Origin of the sequence: Saccharopolyspora dendranthemae (assembly GCF_007829955.1) — a bacterium.
Lineage (GTDB): Bacteria > Actinomycetota > Actinomycetes > Mycobacteriales > Pseudonocardiaceae > Saccharopolyspora > Saccharopolyspora dendranthemae.
The window spans coordinates 1,663,269-1,680,201 of record NZ_VIWX01000001.1; the positions used below are offsets into that span (position 1 = coordinate 1,663,269).

Here is a 16,933-nt window from a genome sequence, read left to right on the forward strand (position 1 = left end):
CATTGCGGAGAGCGCAACATTGCCGGGAGAACCGGCGAGCCGGAGGCGCGTGAGGTCTCCTAGGCTGTGCCCGGTGATCGCCGACGATCACCCCCTAGCCATCAGGAAAAGGAGGATGCTCGCATGAGTCTGGAGCGCTCGATCGATCCTGATCCGTACTCGTTCCTGCCTGCGGTCCCCGAGTTCACCGTCACCTCCACCGACGTGGCCGACGGCCGGGCGATGTCGAAGGCGCAGGCCTTCGACGGCATGGGCGCGAACGGGCAGAACGTGTCCCCGCAGCTGAGCTGGTCGGGCTTCCCGGAGACGACCAAGAGCTTCGTGGTCACCTGCTTCGACCCGGACGCACCGATCCCGGGCGGCTTCTGGCACTGGGTCCTGGTCGACGTGCCCGCCGACGTCACCGAGCTGGCCGCCGACGCGGGCAACCGCAACGGGCAGAACATCCCGGCGGGTTCGTTCCACGTCGCCAACGACATGGGCGAACGCGCGTTCGGCGGTGCCGCTCCGCCGCCGGGCGACCGGCCGCACCGGTACTACTTCGTGGTGCACGCGGTGGACACCGATCAGTTGGGCGCGGACGAGAACGCGTCCCCGGCGGTGGTCAGCTTCAATCTGGCCTTCCACACCGTCGGTCGCGCCGTCATCACCCCGACCTACCAGCACTGATGCTGTTGTCCGTCGCGCCCGTCCGGATCTCTCCGGGCGGGCGCGACGTCGTGATCACCCGATCGAGCTGTATCTGTTGAGGGTGTTCGCGCCTCTTTCTTCATGAGGAGGTGCGAGAGATGAGTCTGCTGCCGGGATCCGCCGCAGCGGTGATCGCGATCGGGGTCGCCGCGCTGCTGCTGCCGTCGTTCGTCGCCGGCCACTACCGCAGGCACGGCGAGCTGCGCGTCGGCACGGCCGCGCTGCGCTTCGCGGTGCTGCTCTACGCGATCGGGCTGGCCTGCTACGTCCTGCCGCCGGTCGGCACCTCCTGCTTCCCCGCGCAACTGCGCCCGCTGTCGGCGCTGACCAGCACCGCCGGGATCGAGCAGTTCGTCTGCAACATCGCGCTGTTCGTCCCGCTGGGCGCGCTGCTGAGACGGGCACCAGCGGTCACCGCCCTGACGGGGGCCGGCTTGTCGGTGTTCGTCGAGGCCACCCAGCTGACCGGCCTGTGGTTCCAGTTCCCCTGCTCCTACCGCGTTTTCGACGTCGACGACGTCATCGCCAACACCGCAGGGTCGCTGCTCGGGAGCTTCCTCGCACCGCTGCTGCGCGGCCTCCCGAGCGGCAGCAGCAGGTGCGCCGGCGAACCGCGGCCGGTCTCGGCCGAGCGGCGGCTGCTGGCGATGTGCTGCGACGTCCTGCTGCTGTGGTGGCTGGGTGTGACGTGCGTGCACCTGACCGGGTTCGCGTTGCGCTGGTCCGGCGTCCCGCCCTCGTCGGCGTTGCAGGCCGGCGCGGCGTGGCTGACCCCGTCCCTGGCCCTGCTGGGCGTGACCCGCCGCGGGGACGGCACGCCCGGACAGCGGCTCGTCCTGCTGCGAGCGCGCTCACCTGGTCGACTGGCCGTGGTGCTGCGGTGGGCGCTGGGCACGGGCGGACTGGCGCTGCTGCAAGGTGGCTGCGAGCTGCTGCGCGGCGCCCCCAGCGCGGTGCTCGGCCTGCTGTGGTGCTGCGCGCACGCGGTCGGTGTGATCTGCGACCGAGATCGGCGTGGAATCACCGGGCGGCTCGCCGGGTTGGAACTGAGCGACGTGCGCGGGCCGGAGACGGCCCGCACCGAGTGAGGCAGGATGGGACCGTGCGGCACTTCGATCTAGTCATCATCGGCTCCGGCTCCGGCAACTCGATCCTCGACGACCGGTTCGCCGACTGGAACGTGGCCATCGTCGAGAAGGGCATCGGCCCCAACGACGCCTACGGCGGCACCTGCCTGAACGTCGGGTGCATCCCGACCAAGATGTTCGTGCACACCGCGGACGTCGCGGGCGCGCCGAGCGCGGGCGCCGGGCTGGGCGTCGACCTGGACCTGCGGGGAGTGCGCTGGCCGGAGATCAGGGACCGCATCTTCGGGCGCATCGACCCGATCTCCGAAGGCGGCCGCCGCTACCGCGCAGAGGGCTCGCCCAACGTGACCCTCTACAGCGGCAACGCCGCGTTCACCGGCGTCAAGCAGCTGAGCGTCCAGACCGGGAGCGGCAGCGAGACCATCACCGCCGACCGGTTCGTGGTCGCCGCCGGTGGACGTCCGGTCATCCCCGACGTGCCGGGTCTGGACCAGATCGAGGTCCGCACCAGCGACGACGTGATGCGCCTGGAGGAGCTGCCGCGCCGGGTGATCATCATGGGCACCGGTTTCATCGGTGCCGAGTTCGCGCACGTGTTCAGCTCGCTCGGCGTCGAGGTCACCATGATCGGCCGGTCCAACCGGGTGCTGCGCGCCGAGGACACCGACGTGTCGACGCGGTTCACCGAGATCGCCACCGAGCGGTGGGACCTGCGGCTCAACCGCAAGGTCGTCTCCGCCGAGAAGGTGGGTGATCAGGTCCGGCTGAACCTGGAGGGCCCGGACGGCGAGGACACCGTCGAGGCCGACGAGCTGCTGATCGCGGTCGGACGCACCCCCAACACCGATCTGATCGACGCGGCGGCCGGCGGCATGGAGATCAACGACGCGGGCAAGATCGCGGTCGACGACACCCAGCGCACTTCCGTCGACGGCGTGTGGGCGCTCGGCGACATCAGCTCCGACCACGAGCTCAAGCACGTCGCCAACCACGAGACCCGCGTCGTGCAGCACAACCTCCTGCACCCCGAGGCCCCGATCGCCTCCGATCACCGCTTCGTGCCGCACGCGGTGTTCTCCGGTCCGCAGATCGCTTCGGTGGGCCTCACCGAGCAGGAAGCGCGGCAGCGAGGGGTCGAGTACGTGTCCTCCACCGAGGACTACGCGGGCATCGCCTACGGCTGGGCCATGGAGGACACCACGGGGTTCGCCAAGATCCTGGCCGACCCGAACACCGGGCTCCTGCTCGGCGCGCACATCATCGGCCCGCAGGCCCCGACGCTGCTGCAGCCGATCATCCAGGCCATGCACTTCGGCCTGGACGCGCGCAGCATGGCGCGCGGTCAGTACTGGATCCACCCGGCGATGCCGGAGCTGCTGGAGAACGCGCTGCTCAACCTGCCGCTCAACTGAGCCGGCGCACGTCCAAAGCCGTTTCGACCGCGGTCCCGTCCGGGCCGCGGTCGACTCGGTACGCCCCGGCCTCGCGCTTCTCGGCGAGCGCTTCGACGAGCTCGGTGTCCCGGTAGAGCAGGCCCACCCCGTCGTCGGTGGCGAAGCCCGGGGGCAGCGTCCCGTCGGCGATCAAGCGCTGGAACAGCGGGCGCCGCCCGGGTTCGCTGTCGTAGTGCACCCCGTTGGAGTGCGGGAGCAGGCCGAGCCCGTCGGTGATCGGCCGCAGGTCGGGACCGAACGAGTCCGTGGTGCCGCCCGCGTGCCAGCAGATCGATCCCGCTGAGACTCCGGTCAGCACGACACCCGCCTGCCACGCTTCGCGGAAGATCTCGTCGAGCCCGTGCAGCCGCCACATCGCCAGCAATCCGGCGACGCTGCCGCCGAAGACCCACACGACGTCCCTGGTGAGCAGGTGCTCGCGAACGTCCTCGATGTTCGGCATCGGGAACAGCGCCAGGTGGCTGGGCTGCCAGCCCTCGTTCACGGCGCTGCCGTAGAAGGTGTTGATCACTCTGGCGTCGTCGCCGACCGCCGTTGCCAAGAAGCAGACCCGCGGTGCCCGGCCGGTCGTCCCGGCGAGCTCGACGGCGTGCCGGGTCAGCGGGCCTGGCACCCAGGGCAGGCGTGGGGAGGCGCGGATACCGCCGCTGGTGGCGAGGATCGTCGGGGCGTCAGCAGGCACGCTCGAAGACTATCCAGCTCACGCCTCGACGAGCCAGTGCTGTGTTCACGCGCCGAGGGTGGCCCCGGGGTCTGCCCAGTAGTCGGTGCCCACGTCGAAGGTGCCGTCAACGGCCGGAACGGCCCACGACGCCGCCACCACTCCGGCGGTGAACCCCCGGCCGCGCTGCGCTGGAACCGGGCTCGGTTCGAGCGTCACCGCTGGTGCGCCGAATCGCGTGATCACGATGTGCTCGCCCGCTTCCGCTCGTTCGATCAGCTCGGTCAGCCGTTCGGCGGCTTCGTCCACGGAAAACTCAACAGCCATGCCGCCAAGTTACCCGCATCACATAGATCATGAGTCCGACTCGCGTAGTCGATTGGGCGATTCTGCCTACGGAAGTCGTCCTTTTCGTCACGTCCACCCGGAACGCGAGGTCTCAGCCGAGACCTGCGATCACCGGCGGCAGACCTGAGGGCGTTCCTCCGTCCAGGAGGCGGCGCAGCGCATCGGTGTCGAGGTGCTCGGCGACCAGATCGCCGAGCAGGTCGAGCTGCGCGTCACGGATGTCGGCGAAGACCGTGTTCTCGGCAGCCCGGAATCCCTCTCGCCCGGCCAACCCCGCGGCCCATCCCAGGAACTCGCGGCGGAACGCGTCGTTCTCGAACAGCCCGTGCCAGTGCGTGCCGAGCACCGGCCCCGAGACACCGCCCTCTCCCTCGCCGTCGGGTAGCGTGACCAGCGGCTCCAGGTCGCCTCGGCGGACGGCGGCGCCGTGGTGGATCTCGTAACCGCTGACTTCCGCGCCGAAGGCCTCACCGCGCGGCCGGGCGAGCGTCTTCTCCCGCGCGAAGTCGATCTCCAGGTCGAGAAGTCCGAGGCCGTCGACCGCACCTGATCCGGATTCGACCTCGTCGTGGATGCGCCTGGTAAGCATCTGGAACCCGCCGCAGATCCCGGCCACCGGCAGCCCGGCGCGCGCGTGCTGGCCGATGGCCTCGGCGAGGCCGCTCTCCCGCAGCCAGGCGAGATCGGCGACGGTGGACTTCGAGCCGGGCAGCACCACGAGATCGGCATCGGAGAGCCGGGAGGGTTCGGTCACGAACCGCACTGCCACACCGGGTTCGGCCGCCAGCGCCTCGACGTCGGTGGCGTTGGAGATCCTCGGCAGCCGGGGCACGGCGACCCGCAGCCACTGCCCGCCGCGCGGCGGAGCAGGGCGGCCGACGACGCCGTCGGCGACGTAGGACAGCGAGTCCTCGGCGTCGAGCCACAGGTCCTCGGCCCACGGCAGGACTCCGTGAACGGGCCTGCCGGTCAAGCCCTTCAGCTGGTCCAGGCCCGGGCGCAGCAGCTCGGGATCGCCGCGAAACTTGTTGATCACGAAGCCCGCCACGAGCGCCTGATCAGCCGGGTCCAGCAGCGACAGGGTGCCGAAGAGCTGCGCGAACACGCCGCCGCGGTCGATGTCGCCGACCACCACCACCGGCAGCCGAGCGGCCTGCGCGAGTCCCATGTTGGCGATGTCGCTGGCCCGCAGGTTGATCTCCGCGGGCGATCCGGCGCCCTCGCAGATCACGTAGTCGTGCTCCCGCCGCAGTTCCTCCAACGTGGACGCGACGGTGTCGAGCAAGGCCGCCTTCCGCTCGCGGTAGGACAGCGCGGTGACCTCGCCCGCGACCCGGCCCAGCACCACCACCTGCGAACTCCGGTCGCTGCCCGGCTTGAGCAGCACCGGGTTGAAGCGCACGGACGGCTCGATCCCGCACGCCGCGGCCTGCACCGCCTGCGCCCGCCCGATCTCCCCGCCGTCAGGGGTGACGACCGAGTTGTTGGACATGTTCTGCGCCTTGAACGGCGCGACCCGCGCACCCGACCGCGCCAGCCACCGGCAGATCCCCGCGGTCAGCACGCTCTTGCCCGCATCCGACGTCGTCCCGGCGACCAGCAGCGCATTCACACCTAGTTCCTACCCCATGCCCCTCCTGTGGGAACCGACACCCGAAACCCGGACACGGGAAGAACCTGCTCAACTACCCTGCCGACTGGCCTTCCCCTCGACCCACGGATTCCCATGACGACACCTGACGACTGGCTGAGCGACTACAACGCCAAGCTGCAGCAGATCAAGACCGACACCGACCGCGCGCAGGAAGAACTCACGCAGGTCGGCGCCTCCGCGACCTCCCCTGACGGGCAGATCACGGTCAAGGTCAACAGCAGCGGCGTGCTGGAGGACATCCGCTTCGGCAACGGGTTCCAGCACCCGAAACCGGATCAGGTCGCCACGGCGATCATGACCTGCGTGCGCGACGCCCAGCGCCAGGCCGCCGGCCAGATGGTCGAGGTCATGCAGCAGTTCGTCGGAGACGGAGCCGCCCTCGACTTCGTCAAGAACAGCCTCCCCCACGGCTACGCGGGCGACGGAACCGACGAGGACCAGCAGCAACCGCCCGCACGCCCCGCGTCACCTCCCGACGACGATGACGACAACTCGAACGGGAGCTTCCTGCGATGAGCGACGGCTTCCGGGCGGACGTCCCGGTCATCAAGCAGCACAGCAACCAGGTCCAAGGCTTCGCCGACCAAGTCAACACAGCCCACGGCGCAGCAGAAACAACCATGGACACGAACGCCTTCGGCATCTTCGGCCAGTTCCTGGCATCGCAGTGCATCGCGCAGTGCGAGGTCGTGAAGTCCGCAATCGAAAGCGGCGGCAAAGCACTGACCGAAATCCAAAGTGCCCTCGACGCGACAGCCGCCGACTACCTGGCAACCGATCAGGAGAGCGGCGCGATCCTAAAAGAGGTGAACGTTGACTTCGGCTGATGAAATGGTCGTCACGGACTCTGAGGCAGAAGCTGATGCGGTGGCGAAAAATACCAAGAACCCGATGGACGGAGCAGGCGGCGTAGAGAACGTCGTTTCCATCTACAAGGGCATCGAGAACGGTGATTGGGACACAGTCGGGCTCAGCGCCGTAGGAGTCGGCGTCGACGCTGTCTCGCTGGCCACCAACCCACTCGGAACGCTTGCGAGCTGGGGCGTCGGCTACATCATGGAGCACGTCGAGTTCATCAAAGAACCCTTCGACGCCCTCATGGGAAACCCGGACGCAATCTCCGGAATGGCTTCTACCTGGGGGAAGATCGGTGAAGAGCTGAAATCTGTTGGTCAGGAGTACGCCCAGACGGTTCGCAACACCACTGGTTGGGAAGGAAAAGCCGCGGAGGCATACCGGAATCTCGGTGATGGTGGCGCAAAAACGATCGATGCACTCGCCACAGCAAGCACAGGCTTGAAGGCGTCGGTCGATGGCGTTGGCGCCTTGGTATCCGCCGTGCGTGGAATCGTCCGCGACCTCATCGCTGGCGCGATCGGCGAGATCATTGCCGCGCTGGCCAAGTGGGGAATCGCGGCGGTGTGCACGGCTGGCGTCGCTATCGGCGGTGCTATCGCGGATGCCGTTCGAATCGCGTTGCAGTGGGCCGAGAAGATTTCAGGCTGGATGCAGAAGCTCGGCACAGCGATGAAGAACATGTGGAACAAGCTCGACGAACTCGGAACGGCGGCGACGTCCATCCGAAAGGGCGTCGATGAGTTCTTCAGCGGCCTTTCCACTCCCCCCGAGGGGAACCTTCTCAAGCTCCAGAACAAGGACACGCCTCTGACGGCCGGGAAGGTCGACGAACTCGCGGAAGGCGCAACGGGCAGTGGCAGCAAGTTGAAAGACGCTTGGGAAGGCACCAAGGCAGGCGGCTCTGGGTATCAGCCGTTCGCGAAGGGCGATGTCTGGCAGCCGAGCATGAGCATGGGTCCAGGAGCGGGATCCTACAAGGGCGCCTACGAGCTCGATAAGGAGAGCGCCAAGCTCGACGATGGCAATGAGCAGGAAGGCAAGTAGTCGATGAGCACATGGAACTCGAACAGCATCGGTGTGCGGTTGGCGAAACTGGTGCTCGGACTGCTGACGACTGCCTGCATTCTCATGCTCTGGCCGACAATTGTCTTCTCCTTCCCGGAGAAGGCCGAGAAGCAAAACGCCACTGCCCTCGTCGAGTCATGCAAGGATACCGGCCCGATCACTAGGCGCGGGTTCGGCCACAACTGGGACTGCGCTGTGCGGATTCGCGACGATGAGACCGGCAGGTCCTGGACGACCGCGATCGACATGAACTTCTTCTCCCCCGAAGACGTCGGCAAGGAGAAGCGACTCACGTGGGGCCACGGTGGTGGGCGCGCGAGCACAAACAACGAGACGTACATCTACACGCGAGCCGAGGGGTACCCAACGGGGGTTCGAACTCTAGTCGCGATTGTAACCGCGATCATCATCCTTCCCCCTGCCCTGTGGCTCTTGGCGAAGTCCATTGTGTGGAGCTTCTCGCGGGACGAGCAACGCAAGTTCTGGGAGAAGATCAATGGCACGCCAGAGGAAAGAGCCGAGAAAAAGCGCAAGAAGCAGGAAGAAGACGCGCAATGGCGCGAAACGCAGCGTCGCCGAGCCGAGCAGCACGAGGCGGCCAAGGCTGCACGCGACCGCGCAAAGGACCAGCGGTAGTGCAGTCGCTTCCGCCCAGGCCGGTGCCGCAGGTCACGGGATCAGGTCTGGGCGGGTTTCGCCGATTGCTCGGGTGAGGCGCTGCACGGCGGTCTTGTGCGGGAGCTTAAGGCGCGGGACTTCCGGGTTCTCCGGGTCGGCGAGCACTGGGTGGCGTGAAAGAAATCCGCTGTCGACGGGCTGAAACAGCAGTGCTGCGGCGACCGGGCTCGAATTCGGATCGTCCTTGGCCTTCGGTTGCGGCAGCCTGCCGTGCAGCGCGCGGATCTCGGTCCAGGCGATCAGGTCGAACTTCCCGTTGTCCCGCAACCAGATCCCGCGGTCGTCGAGGTGCACGCGCTCCGGCCTGGCGAGCATCACCAGGCCGACGAGGATCATCAGGACACCCGGGACGAAGACGAACAAGGTCATGGCCCAACCGATCACGGCAGCGACCGAGGCCGGACTTCTCACCGCTTCTTCCGGGTTGAGCGCGAGGTAGAGCGCGCAACTCCCGACCAGCGCCATGAACAAACCACCGCCCACGCACCCAACGCCCTCGCGGTACTTGACGACCTTCGCCGAATCGCTGGGCGCCCACATCTCGGTCTGCACGGGCACCCACCCTAGGAGATGGGTTCCGCACGCGGACGGGGAATCGGGCGTTCCAGTCCACTTGGGGTCGAGGCGACGCGGAGGCTAGCGCGCCAGGAAGGTTTCGAGGCCGTCCAAGTGGCGTTGCAGGCCGAAGGTGAAGACCTCGTCGAGGTCGAGGTGGGCGTCGAGGGATTCCACCGCCGGGTAGTGGCCCGTGGCCATCAGGTTGGTCAGCAGTGAGTGATCGAGGGCTTGCCGTTGCGCGCTGGTGAGGCCGGTGCCGTGCTGGGACTCGGTTTCCAGGGAGCGGGTGATGGCGATGCCGGCGACGTAACCGTTGAGCGACACCAGCGTCCACAGCTTGGTCCGGTCGTCCAGTTCGAGGCCGTCGAGGGCGCGGAGCTGCCAGTCGACCAGAGCGATTCCACTGGCGACGACCGGCGGGTCGGTCAGCGACGTCAGGAGCACCGGCGGCAGCCAGTGGTGTCGCCGGTAGATGCTCCACTGCAGGCGAGCGGCCAGTTCGAGCTTGGCGCGCCAGCCCGGCGGTCCGGGCTCGGGCAGCGGGTGGGCACCGAAGGCCGTGTCGGCCATCAACCGGACGAGCTCCTCCTTGTCCGGCACGTACCGGTACAGCGTCATCGCGCCGCTGCCCAGATCGGCGGCGACGCGCCGCATCGACACCGCCGCGAGGCCTTCGCGGTCGGCGAGGGTGATGGCGGCACGCACGATCCGTTCCCTGGTCATGGCGGCATCGGGACCGCTCGCGGGACGTCTTGATCGCAGTCCCGCGCTGACCACCGTGCCGCTGCCCGGCGCCGTGGTCACCCAGCCCTGCGTGCGCAGCGCGTTGAGCGCCTTGGTGGCGGTGGCCATCGCCACGCCCCACTCGGCGACCAGCCGACGCGTTGAGGGCACGGTGTCGCCCGGGCGCAGCTCGCCCTCGTCGATGCGTCGCCGGATGTCGGCCGCGATCCGCAGGTACGGCGGCAACGCACTAGGGCGCCGGGACTCGCTCATCTCCCCAGACTAGTGCGGTTTCCTCATGTTCGAAGAGGTTTTCCCCGTCCGGGCAGCCAGGTTCATAGAGTCGTACGTCGTACTCGACTCTAGGGGGAACGCATGATCCAACCGGCAACCGCTCGCCCACGAACCTCGTGGCGGGAACGTCCCTGGGTCGGCCCGTTCGCGCTGATCGCCGTGGTCTTCGTGGCCTACTCGCTGCCGCCGTACCTGAGCTTCAACCCGGCGGCCTCGCGCGTGCCGCCACCGGACCTGCCGGGCTACTTCCCGCTCCTGGTCACCCACGTGCTGTGCGGTTCGGTGGCGATCTTGACCTGCTGCTTGCAGGTGTGGCCCCGGTTCCGGACTCGGCATCCCGTCGCGCACCGCAGGATCGGGCGGGTCTACGTGTTCGCCGGCGTGCTCCCGGCCGGCCTGGTCGGCCTGGTCATCGGCGCGGCGACCCCGTTCGGCCCGGTCGCCGCAGCCAGCAACGTGTTGCTCTCCGCGCTCTGGCTGACCTGCACGGCGGCCGGCTGGCGCGCGGCGCGGGCCCGACGGTTCGGCGACCACCGCAGGTGGATGGTGCGCAGCTTCGCCCTGACCGCGTCGATCGTGACCAACCGTCTCTGGGCACCCGTCCTGGCCCTCGGGCTGGGTCCGTCGATGACCGCCGAAACCCTCGCGGGCATGACGACCTGGCTGGGCTGGACGATCCCGTTGCTGGTCGCTCAGTGGTGGCTCGACCGGAAGCGGCCGCTCACCGCTGGGTGAGGATCTCGTTGCCGTCTTGGGTGATGAGGATGGTGTGCTCGAACTGGGCCGTCCAGCTCTTGTCCTTCGTGGTGACCGTCCAGCCGTCTTCCCACATGTCGTACTCGTGGGTACCGAGGGTGATCATCGGCTCGATGGTGAAGGTCATGCCCGGTTCCAGGACGGTGTCGACCGACGGCTCGTCGTAGTGCAGGATCACCAGTCCGCTGTGGAACGAACGGCCGATGCCGTGGCCGGTGAAGTCGCGGACGACGCCGTAGCCGAAACGCTTGGCGTAGGACTCGATGACGCGTCCGATGACGTTGAGCTGACGCCCGGGCTTGGCGGCCTTGATGCCGCGCATCGTCGCCTCGTGGGTGCGCTCGACCAGCAAGCGCGCCTCCTCGGAGACGTCGCCGGCCAGGAACGTGGCGTTGGTGTCGCCGTGCACGCCACCGATGTAGCCGGTGACGTCGACGTTGACGATGTCACCGTCCTCGATGATCGTCGAGTCCGGGATGCCGTGGCAGATCACCTCGTTGATCGAGGTGCAGCAGGACTTCTGGAAGCCCCGGTAGCCCAGCGTCGACGGGTACGCACCGTGGTCGAGCAGGAACTCGTGCACCACGGCGTCGACGGAGTCGGTGGTGACGCCCGGCTGGATCGCCTTGCCCGCCTCGGCCAGCGCCTCCGCGGCGAGCTTGCCCGCAGCGCGCATCGCCTCGATGATCTCCGGCGGCTGCACGTCGGGGTCGGTGTTGCGCTGGGGAGCCGGCTTGTCCACGTACTCGGGACGCTCGATGTTCGCTGGGACTGGGCGGCGCGGCGTCGCAACGCCTGGCTTCAACGGGGCTCGAACCGGCATGTCCCCACTCTAACCACGCTCGCCGCCACGACTCCGGGCGGTAACCGCACGACGCGCTCGTTTCCGCGATGTGAAACGGTTACCGCCGGTCAGCAGGCGCTCCTCAGGCGGGGGACGCGGTCGCGAGGCCGGCCGCCTTCGCCGCCTCGATCAGCGCCGCGTCGTAGGAGACGTAGGTGACCTGCTGGTTGCGGATCCCGCAGGCCGAGGCGAGGTGGATCGCGTCCACCGGACCGAGGTCCGCGCGCAGCTCGCTGGCGGTGTCCAGGACCTCCTGCTGCACCGGCAACGTCTCCAGCTTCGACACCACGATGGAGGCCAGGTCCTCAGCCGCCGGGCCCTGCTCGCGGAAGTTGCGCAGCACGTCGACCTTGGACAGCGCGCTGGTCACCCGCGGCTGCTCCCAGCGGTCGCGGATCCACTGGCTCAACGCCTGGCTCTCCGGCTCCGGGGCGATCATCTTGATCAGCGCGGAAGAATCGAAGTAGATCAAAACCACTCCTGTTCACACCTGGGCGGCGCCGGCGGCCTTCGGGGGAGGCACTGCCGGCACGGGTCGTCGGGGATGCCCACCGACGTCGCGGAGGGCCGACCAGAGCCCGGGAGAACTCCCGGGCACCGGATCAGGTCGCCCGCCACAACGGCAACACGACGTGGCGACCAGGATCGCTCGTCGGTGGTGGCGCGCACCGGCGGCGAGCCATCGAGCGCAGCAACGCGACAGCGCTGTTGCGCTCGATGGGCTACAACCTAGCACCCAATTGACCCTAAGTGATCGCCCGATCACGTGAAGCGACTCCACGCGTTCTGTGATCATCCGGCCTCAGAGGCCACCCAGGAACCGCTTGGCCGCCTCGACCGAGGGACCCGATGCCCCCGCGTCGGTGATGAGGACGGCGAAGGCCACGTCGTCGCGGTAGCCGACGAACCAGCCGTGCGAGTGGGTGCCGTCGCCGAACTGCGCGGTGCCGGTCTTGCCCCGGACCTCACCCGAGCCCGCCAGGCCTCGGGCGGTACCGCCGGTGACGACCTCGCGCATCATCGAGCGCAGCTGGTCCAGCGAGGCCGGGTCGATCTTCTCCGGCGCACCATCGGCGGTGGTCTGCTGCCCACGCATCAGCGTCGGGGTGGGCATCTCGCCGTTGGCGACCGTCGCCGCGGCCAGCGCCATGCCGAACGGGCTGGCCAGCACCTTGCCCTGGCCGATGCCGTTGGCCGCGTGCTGAGTCACCGACTCGGCGTTGGAGACCTTGCCGGTGATCGTCGTGGACCCCGGCATGTCGAAGTCGACGCCGATGCCGAACTTCTTGGCCTCCTTCGGCAGCGCGTCGTCGGGCAGGTCGACCGACAGCTGCGCGAAGGTGGTGTTGCAGGACTGCGCGAACGCGGTGTGCAACGGAACCATCCCGAGGCCGAATTCCTTGTCGTTGGGCAGGGTCATGCCGTCGAAGACCTTCTTCGGCGGGCAGTCGACCGGGGTGTCGGCCCGGACCTTGCCCGACTCCAGCGCAGCGGCACCGGTGATCACCTTGAACGTTGAGCCGGGCGGGTACTGACCGGACAGCGCCATCGGCCCCTGCGCGTCAGCCGGGTCGTTCTGCGCGACCGCCAGCACCTCGCCGTTGGAGGGCTTCATCGCCACGATCATCGCGGCCTGCGGAACCGGGTCCAGCGCCTTCTCCGCGGCGCGCTGCGCGCTGTCCGACAGCGTCACCGAGGTCGGCGGAACCGGCTTCTCGGCGACGGTGTGCAGCTTGCTGATCTCGTTGCCCTTGGTGTCGGCGACCGCGACCTGCCAACCGGCGTTGGCCTTGACCTGCTCGTCGACCTTCTTGGACACACCCGCCAGCGCCTGCGAGGCGTAGCCGCGCTCGGAGGCGAGCAGCCGCATCTGCGCCGGGAACCGCACGCCGGGCAGGTCGTAGATGCTGGAGCGGATCTTGTCGTAGTCGGCCTGCCGCAGCGTGACGACCTGGTAGGGCTGCCCGGGCGGCGTCTTGCCGACACCGTCCACGATGGACTGCTGGGTGATCTGCGGGTCCACCTCGCGCAGCGCGTCGGCGAGCTTGCCCGCCACGCCCGGCACGTCGCCGGCCTCCTGGCCGTTGAGGCTGACCGTGACCACCGGCTCGGGGCCCATCAGCTGCTTGCCCTCGCCGCCCGTCACGGGCCCGGGGGCGGGCATGACCTCGCTGTAGGCGAGGGTCTGACCGGCCTTGAGCTTCGGGTGGACCACCGACGGCGCCCACAGGACCTTCCAGCCCTCGGGGCCCTCGGCGAGCTGCATCGTGCTCGGGTACCGCCAGACCTTGCCTTCGCCGAAGTCCCACGAGAGGTCGAACTTCGCGGCCGCACCCTGCTCGTTCTCGGTCACGTCACCGACGGCGGCGTGCGTGGCCGTCGGGGCGAGTGTCTTGCGCACCTGCTCCAGCGTGCGGCGCGCGGCATCGGGGTTGTCGGTCTGGGCCGCCGCGCCCGCCACATCACCTGCGGCGACGGCGTTGGCGAACGAGGTGGCCACGTCCTTCTCGGATGGTCCGGTGCTGCATCCGGCAACTGGGATCAACAGCGTTGCGGCCACACCGGCCATGATCCGCGAGGAAAGCATGCCCGCGAGTATGCCGAAGTCTTGCAGGACACCGAATCTGGGCCGGGGCAAACGGGGCGGAGCGGACGAAACCGCTCTACAGCAGCACGGTCGCGAAATCACCGACGTGCCGGAACCCGACCTTCTGGTAGGCGGCGCGGGCCGCGACGTTGAAGCCGTTGACGTACAGGCTGGCGGTGCGCCCCACGCCGCGCACGAGGCGATCGGCCACAGCTGCCGTGCCCGCCGTTCCCAGGCCCGTGCTCCGGCGGTCCGGATGCACCCAGACGCCCTGGATCTGCCCGACCGTCGACGACAGGGCACCGATCTCGGCCTTGAAGACGACCTCGCCGTCCTCGAAGCGGGCGAACGCGCGACCCCCGGCGATGAGATCGGCCACTCGCGCCCGGTATCCGGCGGCACCGCCGTCGGTGGACGGGTCGACGCCGACCTCCTCGGTGAACATGGCCACCGCGGCGGGCAGGTAGCGCTCCAGCTCGTCGGGACGCACCGGTCGCACCAGCGGGTCGGGCTCGACGTGCGGACGTTCGGAGAGCACCATCAGCGGCTGCTCGGCGCGGATCTCGCGCGCGGGCCCCCACTGCACTTCCACTTCGTCCCACAGCGCCAGCACCTGCTCGGCCGGGCCGACCAGCGAGGAGCACACCCGGCGGCGGCGCAGCGCGCGATCGGCGAAGGCGCGCATCTCGTCCGGGCCACCGCGCAGCGGGACGAGGTTCGCCCCGGAGAAGCACACACCGGTCAGCCTGCTGCCGTAGCCCCAGAGCTCACCGCCCAGCCGCAGCGGGTGCAGCCCGGCCTCCTCGACGCGCGCGGCGACCATGCAGGCGGCCACGGGCGCGGAGTCCAGCACCGACCGGACCAGATTCGCGTCCCGTTCCTCCAGCAAGCGGGCACCGGCAACCTTGAGCACCCGCCAAGACTGCCAGAAATACCACGCGAACGGCTGATCGGCGGAGATCAACCACATCGAGCAACACTGCCGTCACCCGTTCAGAGCAGCAACAACACCGAAAAAAGCCGATCGACCGCCCGGACGTGCCGGACGGCCGATTCGAGCGTGACGCCGGGTCAGCCGACGGTGACGGTCGGGCTCTCGCCCTCCTCGACTCCCTCGCCCATCTCCTCGGCGATGCGCATGGCCTCTTCGATCAGGGTCTCGACGATCTGGGCCTCGGGCACGGTCTTGATGACCTCGCCCTTGACGAAGATCTGGCCCTTGCCGTTGCCGGAGGCCACACCCAGGTCGGCCTCGCGGGCCTCACCGGGTCCGTTGACGACGCAGCCCATGACCGCGACGCGCAGCGGCACCTCCATGCCTTCCAGACCGGCGGTGACCTCGTCGGCCAGCTTGTAGACGTCGACCTGAGCGCGTCCGCAGGACGGGCAGGAGACGATCTCCAGCTTGCGCGGACGCAGGTTCAGCGACTGCAGGATCTGGGTGCCGACCTTGATCTCCTCCACCGGCGGGGCCGACAGCGAGACGCGGATCGTGTCGCCGATGCCCTGGCGCAGCAGGGCGCCGAAGGCGGTGGCCGACTTGATGGTGCCCTGGAAGGCCGGGCCGGCCTCGGTGACGCCGAGGTGCAGCGGGTAGTCGCACTGCTCGGCGAGGATCTCGTAGGCGCGCACCATGACCACCGGGTCGTTGTGCTTCACCGAGATCTTGATGTCGTGGAAGTCGTGCTCGGCGAACAGGCCCGCTTCCCACAGCGCCGACTCGGCCAGCGCCTCGGGAGTGGCCTTGCCGTGCTTCTCCATCAAGCGCGGGTCGAGGGAACCGGCGTTGACGCCGATCCGGATCGGCGTGCCGTGGTCCTTGGCGGCGTGCGCGATCTCCTTGACCTTGTCGTCGAACTTCTTGATGTTGCCGGGGTTCACCCGCACCGCGGCACAACCCGCCTCGATCGCCGCGAAGACGTACTTCGGCTGGAAGTGGATGTCGGCGATGACCGGGATCTGCGACTTCTTGGCGATGGCCGGCAGGGCTTCGGCGTCGTCGGCGCTCGGGCACGCGACCCGGACGATGTCGCAGCCCGCAGCGGTGAGCTCGGCGATCTGCTGCAGGGTGCTGTTGATGTCGGCGGTGACGGTCGTGGTCATGGTCTGCACGGAGATCGGGCTCTCGCTGCCGACTCCAACCGGTCCGACCTGCAACTGGCGAGTCTTACGCCGCTCGGCGAGCACCGGGGCGGCGCCCGCAGGCATGCCCAGATCGACGGTCATCGATACCTCTCCACCTCTGCTGGTGTGCTTCGGACGGTGTCCCGCCCGCGGTCCACGATACCGGCGCACCTTCATCCGGCTGGACGTCCGGGCGTCGGACGAATCACGTTGGGTGATCGACTTCTGTCGTTCACGTCCCGTTCGGCCCACGACTCCGAGGGCGCCTCACCCTATCGGTGATCTTGCGCTCACAATTTCACGCCATCGCCCTCGCCCAGCGCGACCCGTCCTCCCCACCTCTGAACCCGCTCCACCACAGCGGTGAAATCGGCAGAAGAGCTCTCGCATGCCCGGCCCGACATCAGATCCAGGCGGCCGCGGCGGCAGCCGCATCGTCAGGTGCGGGACTCAGCCCGCACCGCCGCGGGTTCTCAGCGGTTCTCTGGTGAGGACAGCCGCCGCGCCGTGTATTGGGCATACATCAGCGTCGGATCCCGGAGCCAGAGGGC

Annotated in this window: 18 protein-coding genes; 8 read left to right on the plus strand and 10 right to left on the minus strand. The window is 68.6% G+C overall.

Annotated features, from left to right (window positions below; genetic code table 11):
• Positions 1–123: 123 nt before the first annotated feature.
• From FHU35_RS07500 to FHU35_RS07510, 3 genes are all read left to right on the plus strand, one after another.
• Positions 124–669 carry a YbhB/YbcL family Raf kinase inhibitor-like protein gene (locus tag FHU35_RS07500; RefSeq protein ID WP_145737602.1) on the plus strand — a complete coding sequence of 182 codons (546 nt, stop codon included), beginning with the start codon at positions 124–126 and terminating at the stop codon, positions 667–669.
• Between the two features lie 119 nt (positions 670–788).
• Positions 789–1,778, plus strand: a complete 990-nt coding sequence (locus FHU35_RS07505) for a VanZ family protein (protein WP_145737603.1) — start codon at positions 789–791, stop codon at positions 1,776–1,778.
• A gap of 14 nt (positions 1,779–1,792) precedes the next feature.
• A complete protein-coding gene (locus tag FHU35_RS07510) occupies positions 1,793–3,190 on the plus strand; it encodes a mycothione reductase (RefSeq protein ID WP_145737604.1) in 1,398 nt (465 codons plus the stop codon).
• On the opposite strand, the gene FHU35_RS07515 is transcribed toward FHU35_RS07510, so the two are convergent.
• From FHU35_RS07515 to FHU35_RS07525, 3 genes are all read right to left on the minus strand, one after another.
• The gene (locus FHU35_RS07515; RefSeq protein ID WP_145737605.1) at positions 3,183–3,914 is read right to left on the minus strand and encodes a Type 1 glutamine amidotransferase-like domain-containing protein; all 732 of its coding nucleotides are present in this window, start codon (positions 3,912–3,914) and stop codon (positions 3,183–3,185) included. The genes FHU35_RS07510 and FHU35_RS07515 overlap by 8 nt on opposite strands.
• Before the next feature lie 45 nt (positions 3,915–3,959).
• Positions 3,960–4,220: a type II toxin-antitoxin system Phd/YefM family antitoxin gene (locus tag FHU35_RS07520; protein ID WP_145737606.1), complete on the minus strand. Its 261-nt coding sequence runs from the start codon at positions 4,218–4,220 to the stop codon at positions 3,960–3,962.
• Between the two features lie 112 nt (positions 4,221–4,332).
• Positions 4,333–5,853 carry a cobyric acid synthase gene (locus tag FHU35_RS07525; RefSeq protein ID WP_145737607.1) on the minus strand — a complete coding sequence of 507 codons (1,521 nt, stop codon included), beginning with the start codon at positions 5,851–5,853 and terminating at the stop codon, positions 4,333–4,335.
• A gap of 114 nt (positions 5,854–5,967) precedes the next feature.
• On the opposite strand from FHU35_RS07525, the gene FHU35_RS07530 reads away from it, so the two are divergent.
• Genes FHU35_RS07530 through FHU35_RS07545 form a run of 4 tightly spaced genes read left to right on the plus strand, consistent with a single transcriptional unit; the run spans position 5,968 to position 8,454 of the window.
• Positions 5,968–6,411 carry a YbaB/EbfC family nucleoid-associated protein gene (locus tag FHU35_RS07530; protein WP_145737608.1) on the plus strand — a complete coding sequence of 148 codons (444 nt, stop codon included), beginning with the start codon at positions 5,968–5,970 and terminating at the stop codon, positions 6,409–6,411.
• Positions 6,408–6,722, plus strand: coding sequence for a type VII secretion target (locus FHU35_RS07535; RefSeq protein WP_145737609.1), 315 nt, complete (start codon positions 6,408–6,410; stop codon positions 6,720–6,722). Before FHU35_RS07530 ends, FHU35_RS07535 begins: the two co-directional genes overlap by 4 nt.
• A gap of 4 nt (positions 6,723–6,726) precedes the next feature.
• The gene (locus tag FHU35_RS07540) at positions 6,727–7,797 is read left to right on the plus strand and encodes a WXG100 family type VII secretion target (protein ID WP_246110120.1); all 1,071 of its coding nucleotides are present in this window, start codon (positions 6,727–6,729) and stop codon (positions 7,795–7,797) included.
• A 3-nt stretch (positions 7,798–7,800) separates the two neighbouring features.
• Positions 7,801–8,454: a DUF6346 domain-containing protein gene (locus FHU35_RS07545; protein WP_145737611.1), complete on the plus strand. Its 654-nt coding sequence runs from the start codon at positions 7,801–7,803 to the stop codon at positions 8,452–8,454.
• 33 nt (positions 8,455–8,487) lie between these two features.
• On the opposite strand, the gene FHU35_RS07550 is transcribed toward FHU35_RS07545, so the two are convergent.
• Both FHU35_RS07550 and FHU35_RS07555 read right to left on the minus strand, forming a co-directional pair.
• On the minus strand, positions 8,488–9,048 hold the full coding sequence (locus FHU35_RS07550; protein WP_145737612.1) for a hypothetical protein: 561 nt from the start codon (positions 9,046–9,048) through the stop codon (positions 8,488–8,490).
• 84 nt (positions 9,049–9,132) lie between these two features.
• Positions 9,133–10,050, minus strand: coding sequence for a GntR family transcriptional regulator (locus FHU35_RS07555; protein WP_145737613.1), 918 nt, complete (start codon positions 10,048–10,050; stop codon positions 9,133–9,135).
• A gap of 102 nt (positions 10,051–10,152) precedes the next feature.
• Between FHU35_RS07555 and FHU35_RS07560 the strand changes: the two genes are divergently transcribed.
• Positions 10,153–10,806 carry a DUF2306 domain-containing protein gene (locus FHU35_RS07560; RefSeq protein ID WP_145737614.1) on the plus strand — a complete coding sequence of 218 codons (654 nt, stop codon included), beginning with the start codon at positions 10,153–10,155 and terminating at the stop codon, positions 10,804–10,806.
• Here the strand turns inward: FHU35_RS07560 and map are convergent.
• From map to ispG, 5 genes are all read right to left on the minus strand, one after another.
• The gene (map, locus tag FHU35_RS07565) at positions 10,793–11,650 is read right to left on the minus strand and encodes a type I methionyl aminopeptidase (protein ID WP_145737615.1); all 858 of its coding nucleotides are present in this window, start codon (positions 11,648–11,650) and stop codon (positions 10,793–10,795) included. The two genes, FHU35_RS07560 and map, sit on opposite strands and share 14 nt — an antisense overlap.
• A gap of 103 nt (positions 11,651–11,753) precedes the next feature.
• Positions 11,754–12,143 carry a type II toxin-antitoxin system VapC family toxin gene (locus FHU35_RS07570; RefSeq protein ID WP_145737616.1) on the minus strand — a complete coding sequence of 130 codons (390 nt, stop codon included), beginning with the start codon at positions 12,141–12,143 and terminating at the stop codon, positions 11,754–11,756.
• A 330-nt stretch (positions 12,144–12,473) separates the two neighbouring features.
• A complete protein-coding gene (locus FHU35_RS07575; RefSeq protein ID WP_186459291.1) occupies positions 12,474–14,258 on the minus strand; it encodes a penicillin-binding transpeptidase domain-containing protein in 1,785 nt (594 codons plus the stop codon).
• 76 nt (positions 14,259–14,334) lie between these two features.
• Positions 14,335–15,171, minus strand: a complete 837-nt coding sequence (locus tag FHU35_RS07580; RefSeq protein ID WP_145737617.1) for a GNAT family N-acetyltransferase — start codon at positions 15,169–15,171, stop codon at positions 14,335–14,337.
• 158 nt (positions 15,172–15,329) lie between these two features.
• Positions 15,330–16,484: a flavodoxin-dependent (E)-4-hydroxy-3-methylbut-2-enyl-diphosphate synthase gene (gene ispG, locus FHU35_RS07585; protein WP_145737618.1), complete on the minus strand. Its 1,155-nt coding sequence runs from the start codon at positions 16,482–16,484 to the stop codon at positions 15,330–15,332.
• Positions 16,485–16,933 lie beyond the last annotated feature (449 nt).

Coding starts and splice junctions, on each gene's coding strand:
- FHU35_RS07500 (WP_145737602.1), top strand. CDS start 124: ATGAGTCTGGAGCGCTCGATCGATCCTGATCCGTACTCGTTCCTGCCT.
- FHU35_RS07505 (WP_145737603.1), top strand. CDS start 789: ATGAGTCTGCTGCCGGGATCCGCCGCAGCGGTGATCGCGATCGGGGTC.
- FHU35_RS07520 (WP_145737606.1), bottom strand. CDS start 4,220: ATGGCTGTTGAGTTTTCCGTGGACGAAGCCGCCGAACGGCTGACCGAG.
- FHU35_RS07530 (WP_145737608.1), top strand. CDS start 5,968: ATGACGACACCTGACGACTGGCTGAGCGACTACAACGCCAAGCTGCAG.
- FHU35_RS07535 (WP_145737609.1), top strand. CDS start 6,408: ATGAGCGACGGCTTCCGGGCGGACGTCCCGGTCATCAAGCAGCACAGC.
- FHU35_RS07540 (WP_246110120.1), top strand. CDS start 6,727: ATGGTCGTCACGGACTCTGAGGCAGAAGCTGATGCGGTGGCGAAAAAT.
- FHU35_RS07545 (WP_145737611.1), top strand. CDS start 7,801: ATGAGCACATGGAACTCGAACAGCATCGGTGTGCGGTTGGCGAAACTG.
- FHU35_RS07555 (WP_145737613.1), bottom strand. CDS start 10,050: ATGAGCGAGTCCCGGCGCCCTAGTGCGTTGCCGCCGTACCTGCGGATC.
- FHU35_RS07560 (WP_145737614.1), top strand. CDS start 10,153: ATGATCCAACCGGCAACCGCTCGCCCACGAACCTCGTGGCGGGAACGT.
- map (WP_145737615.1), bottom strand. CDS start 11,650: ATGCCGGTTCGAGCCCCGTTGAAGCCAGGCGTTGCGACGCCGCGCCGC.
- FHU35_RS07575 (WP_186459291.1), bottom strand. CDS start 14,258: ATGCTTTCCTCGCGGATCATGGCCGGTGTGGCCGCAACGCTGTTGATC.
- ispG (WP_145737618.1), bottom strand. CDS start 16,484: ATGACCGTCGATCTGGGCATGCCTGCGGGCGCCGCCCCGGTGCTCGCC.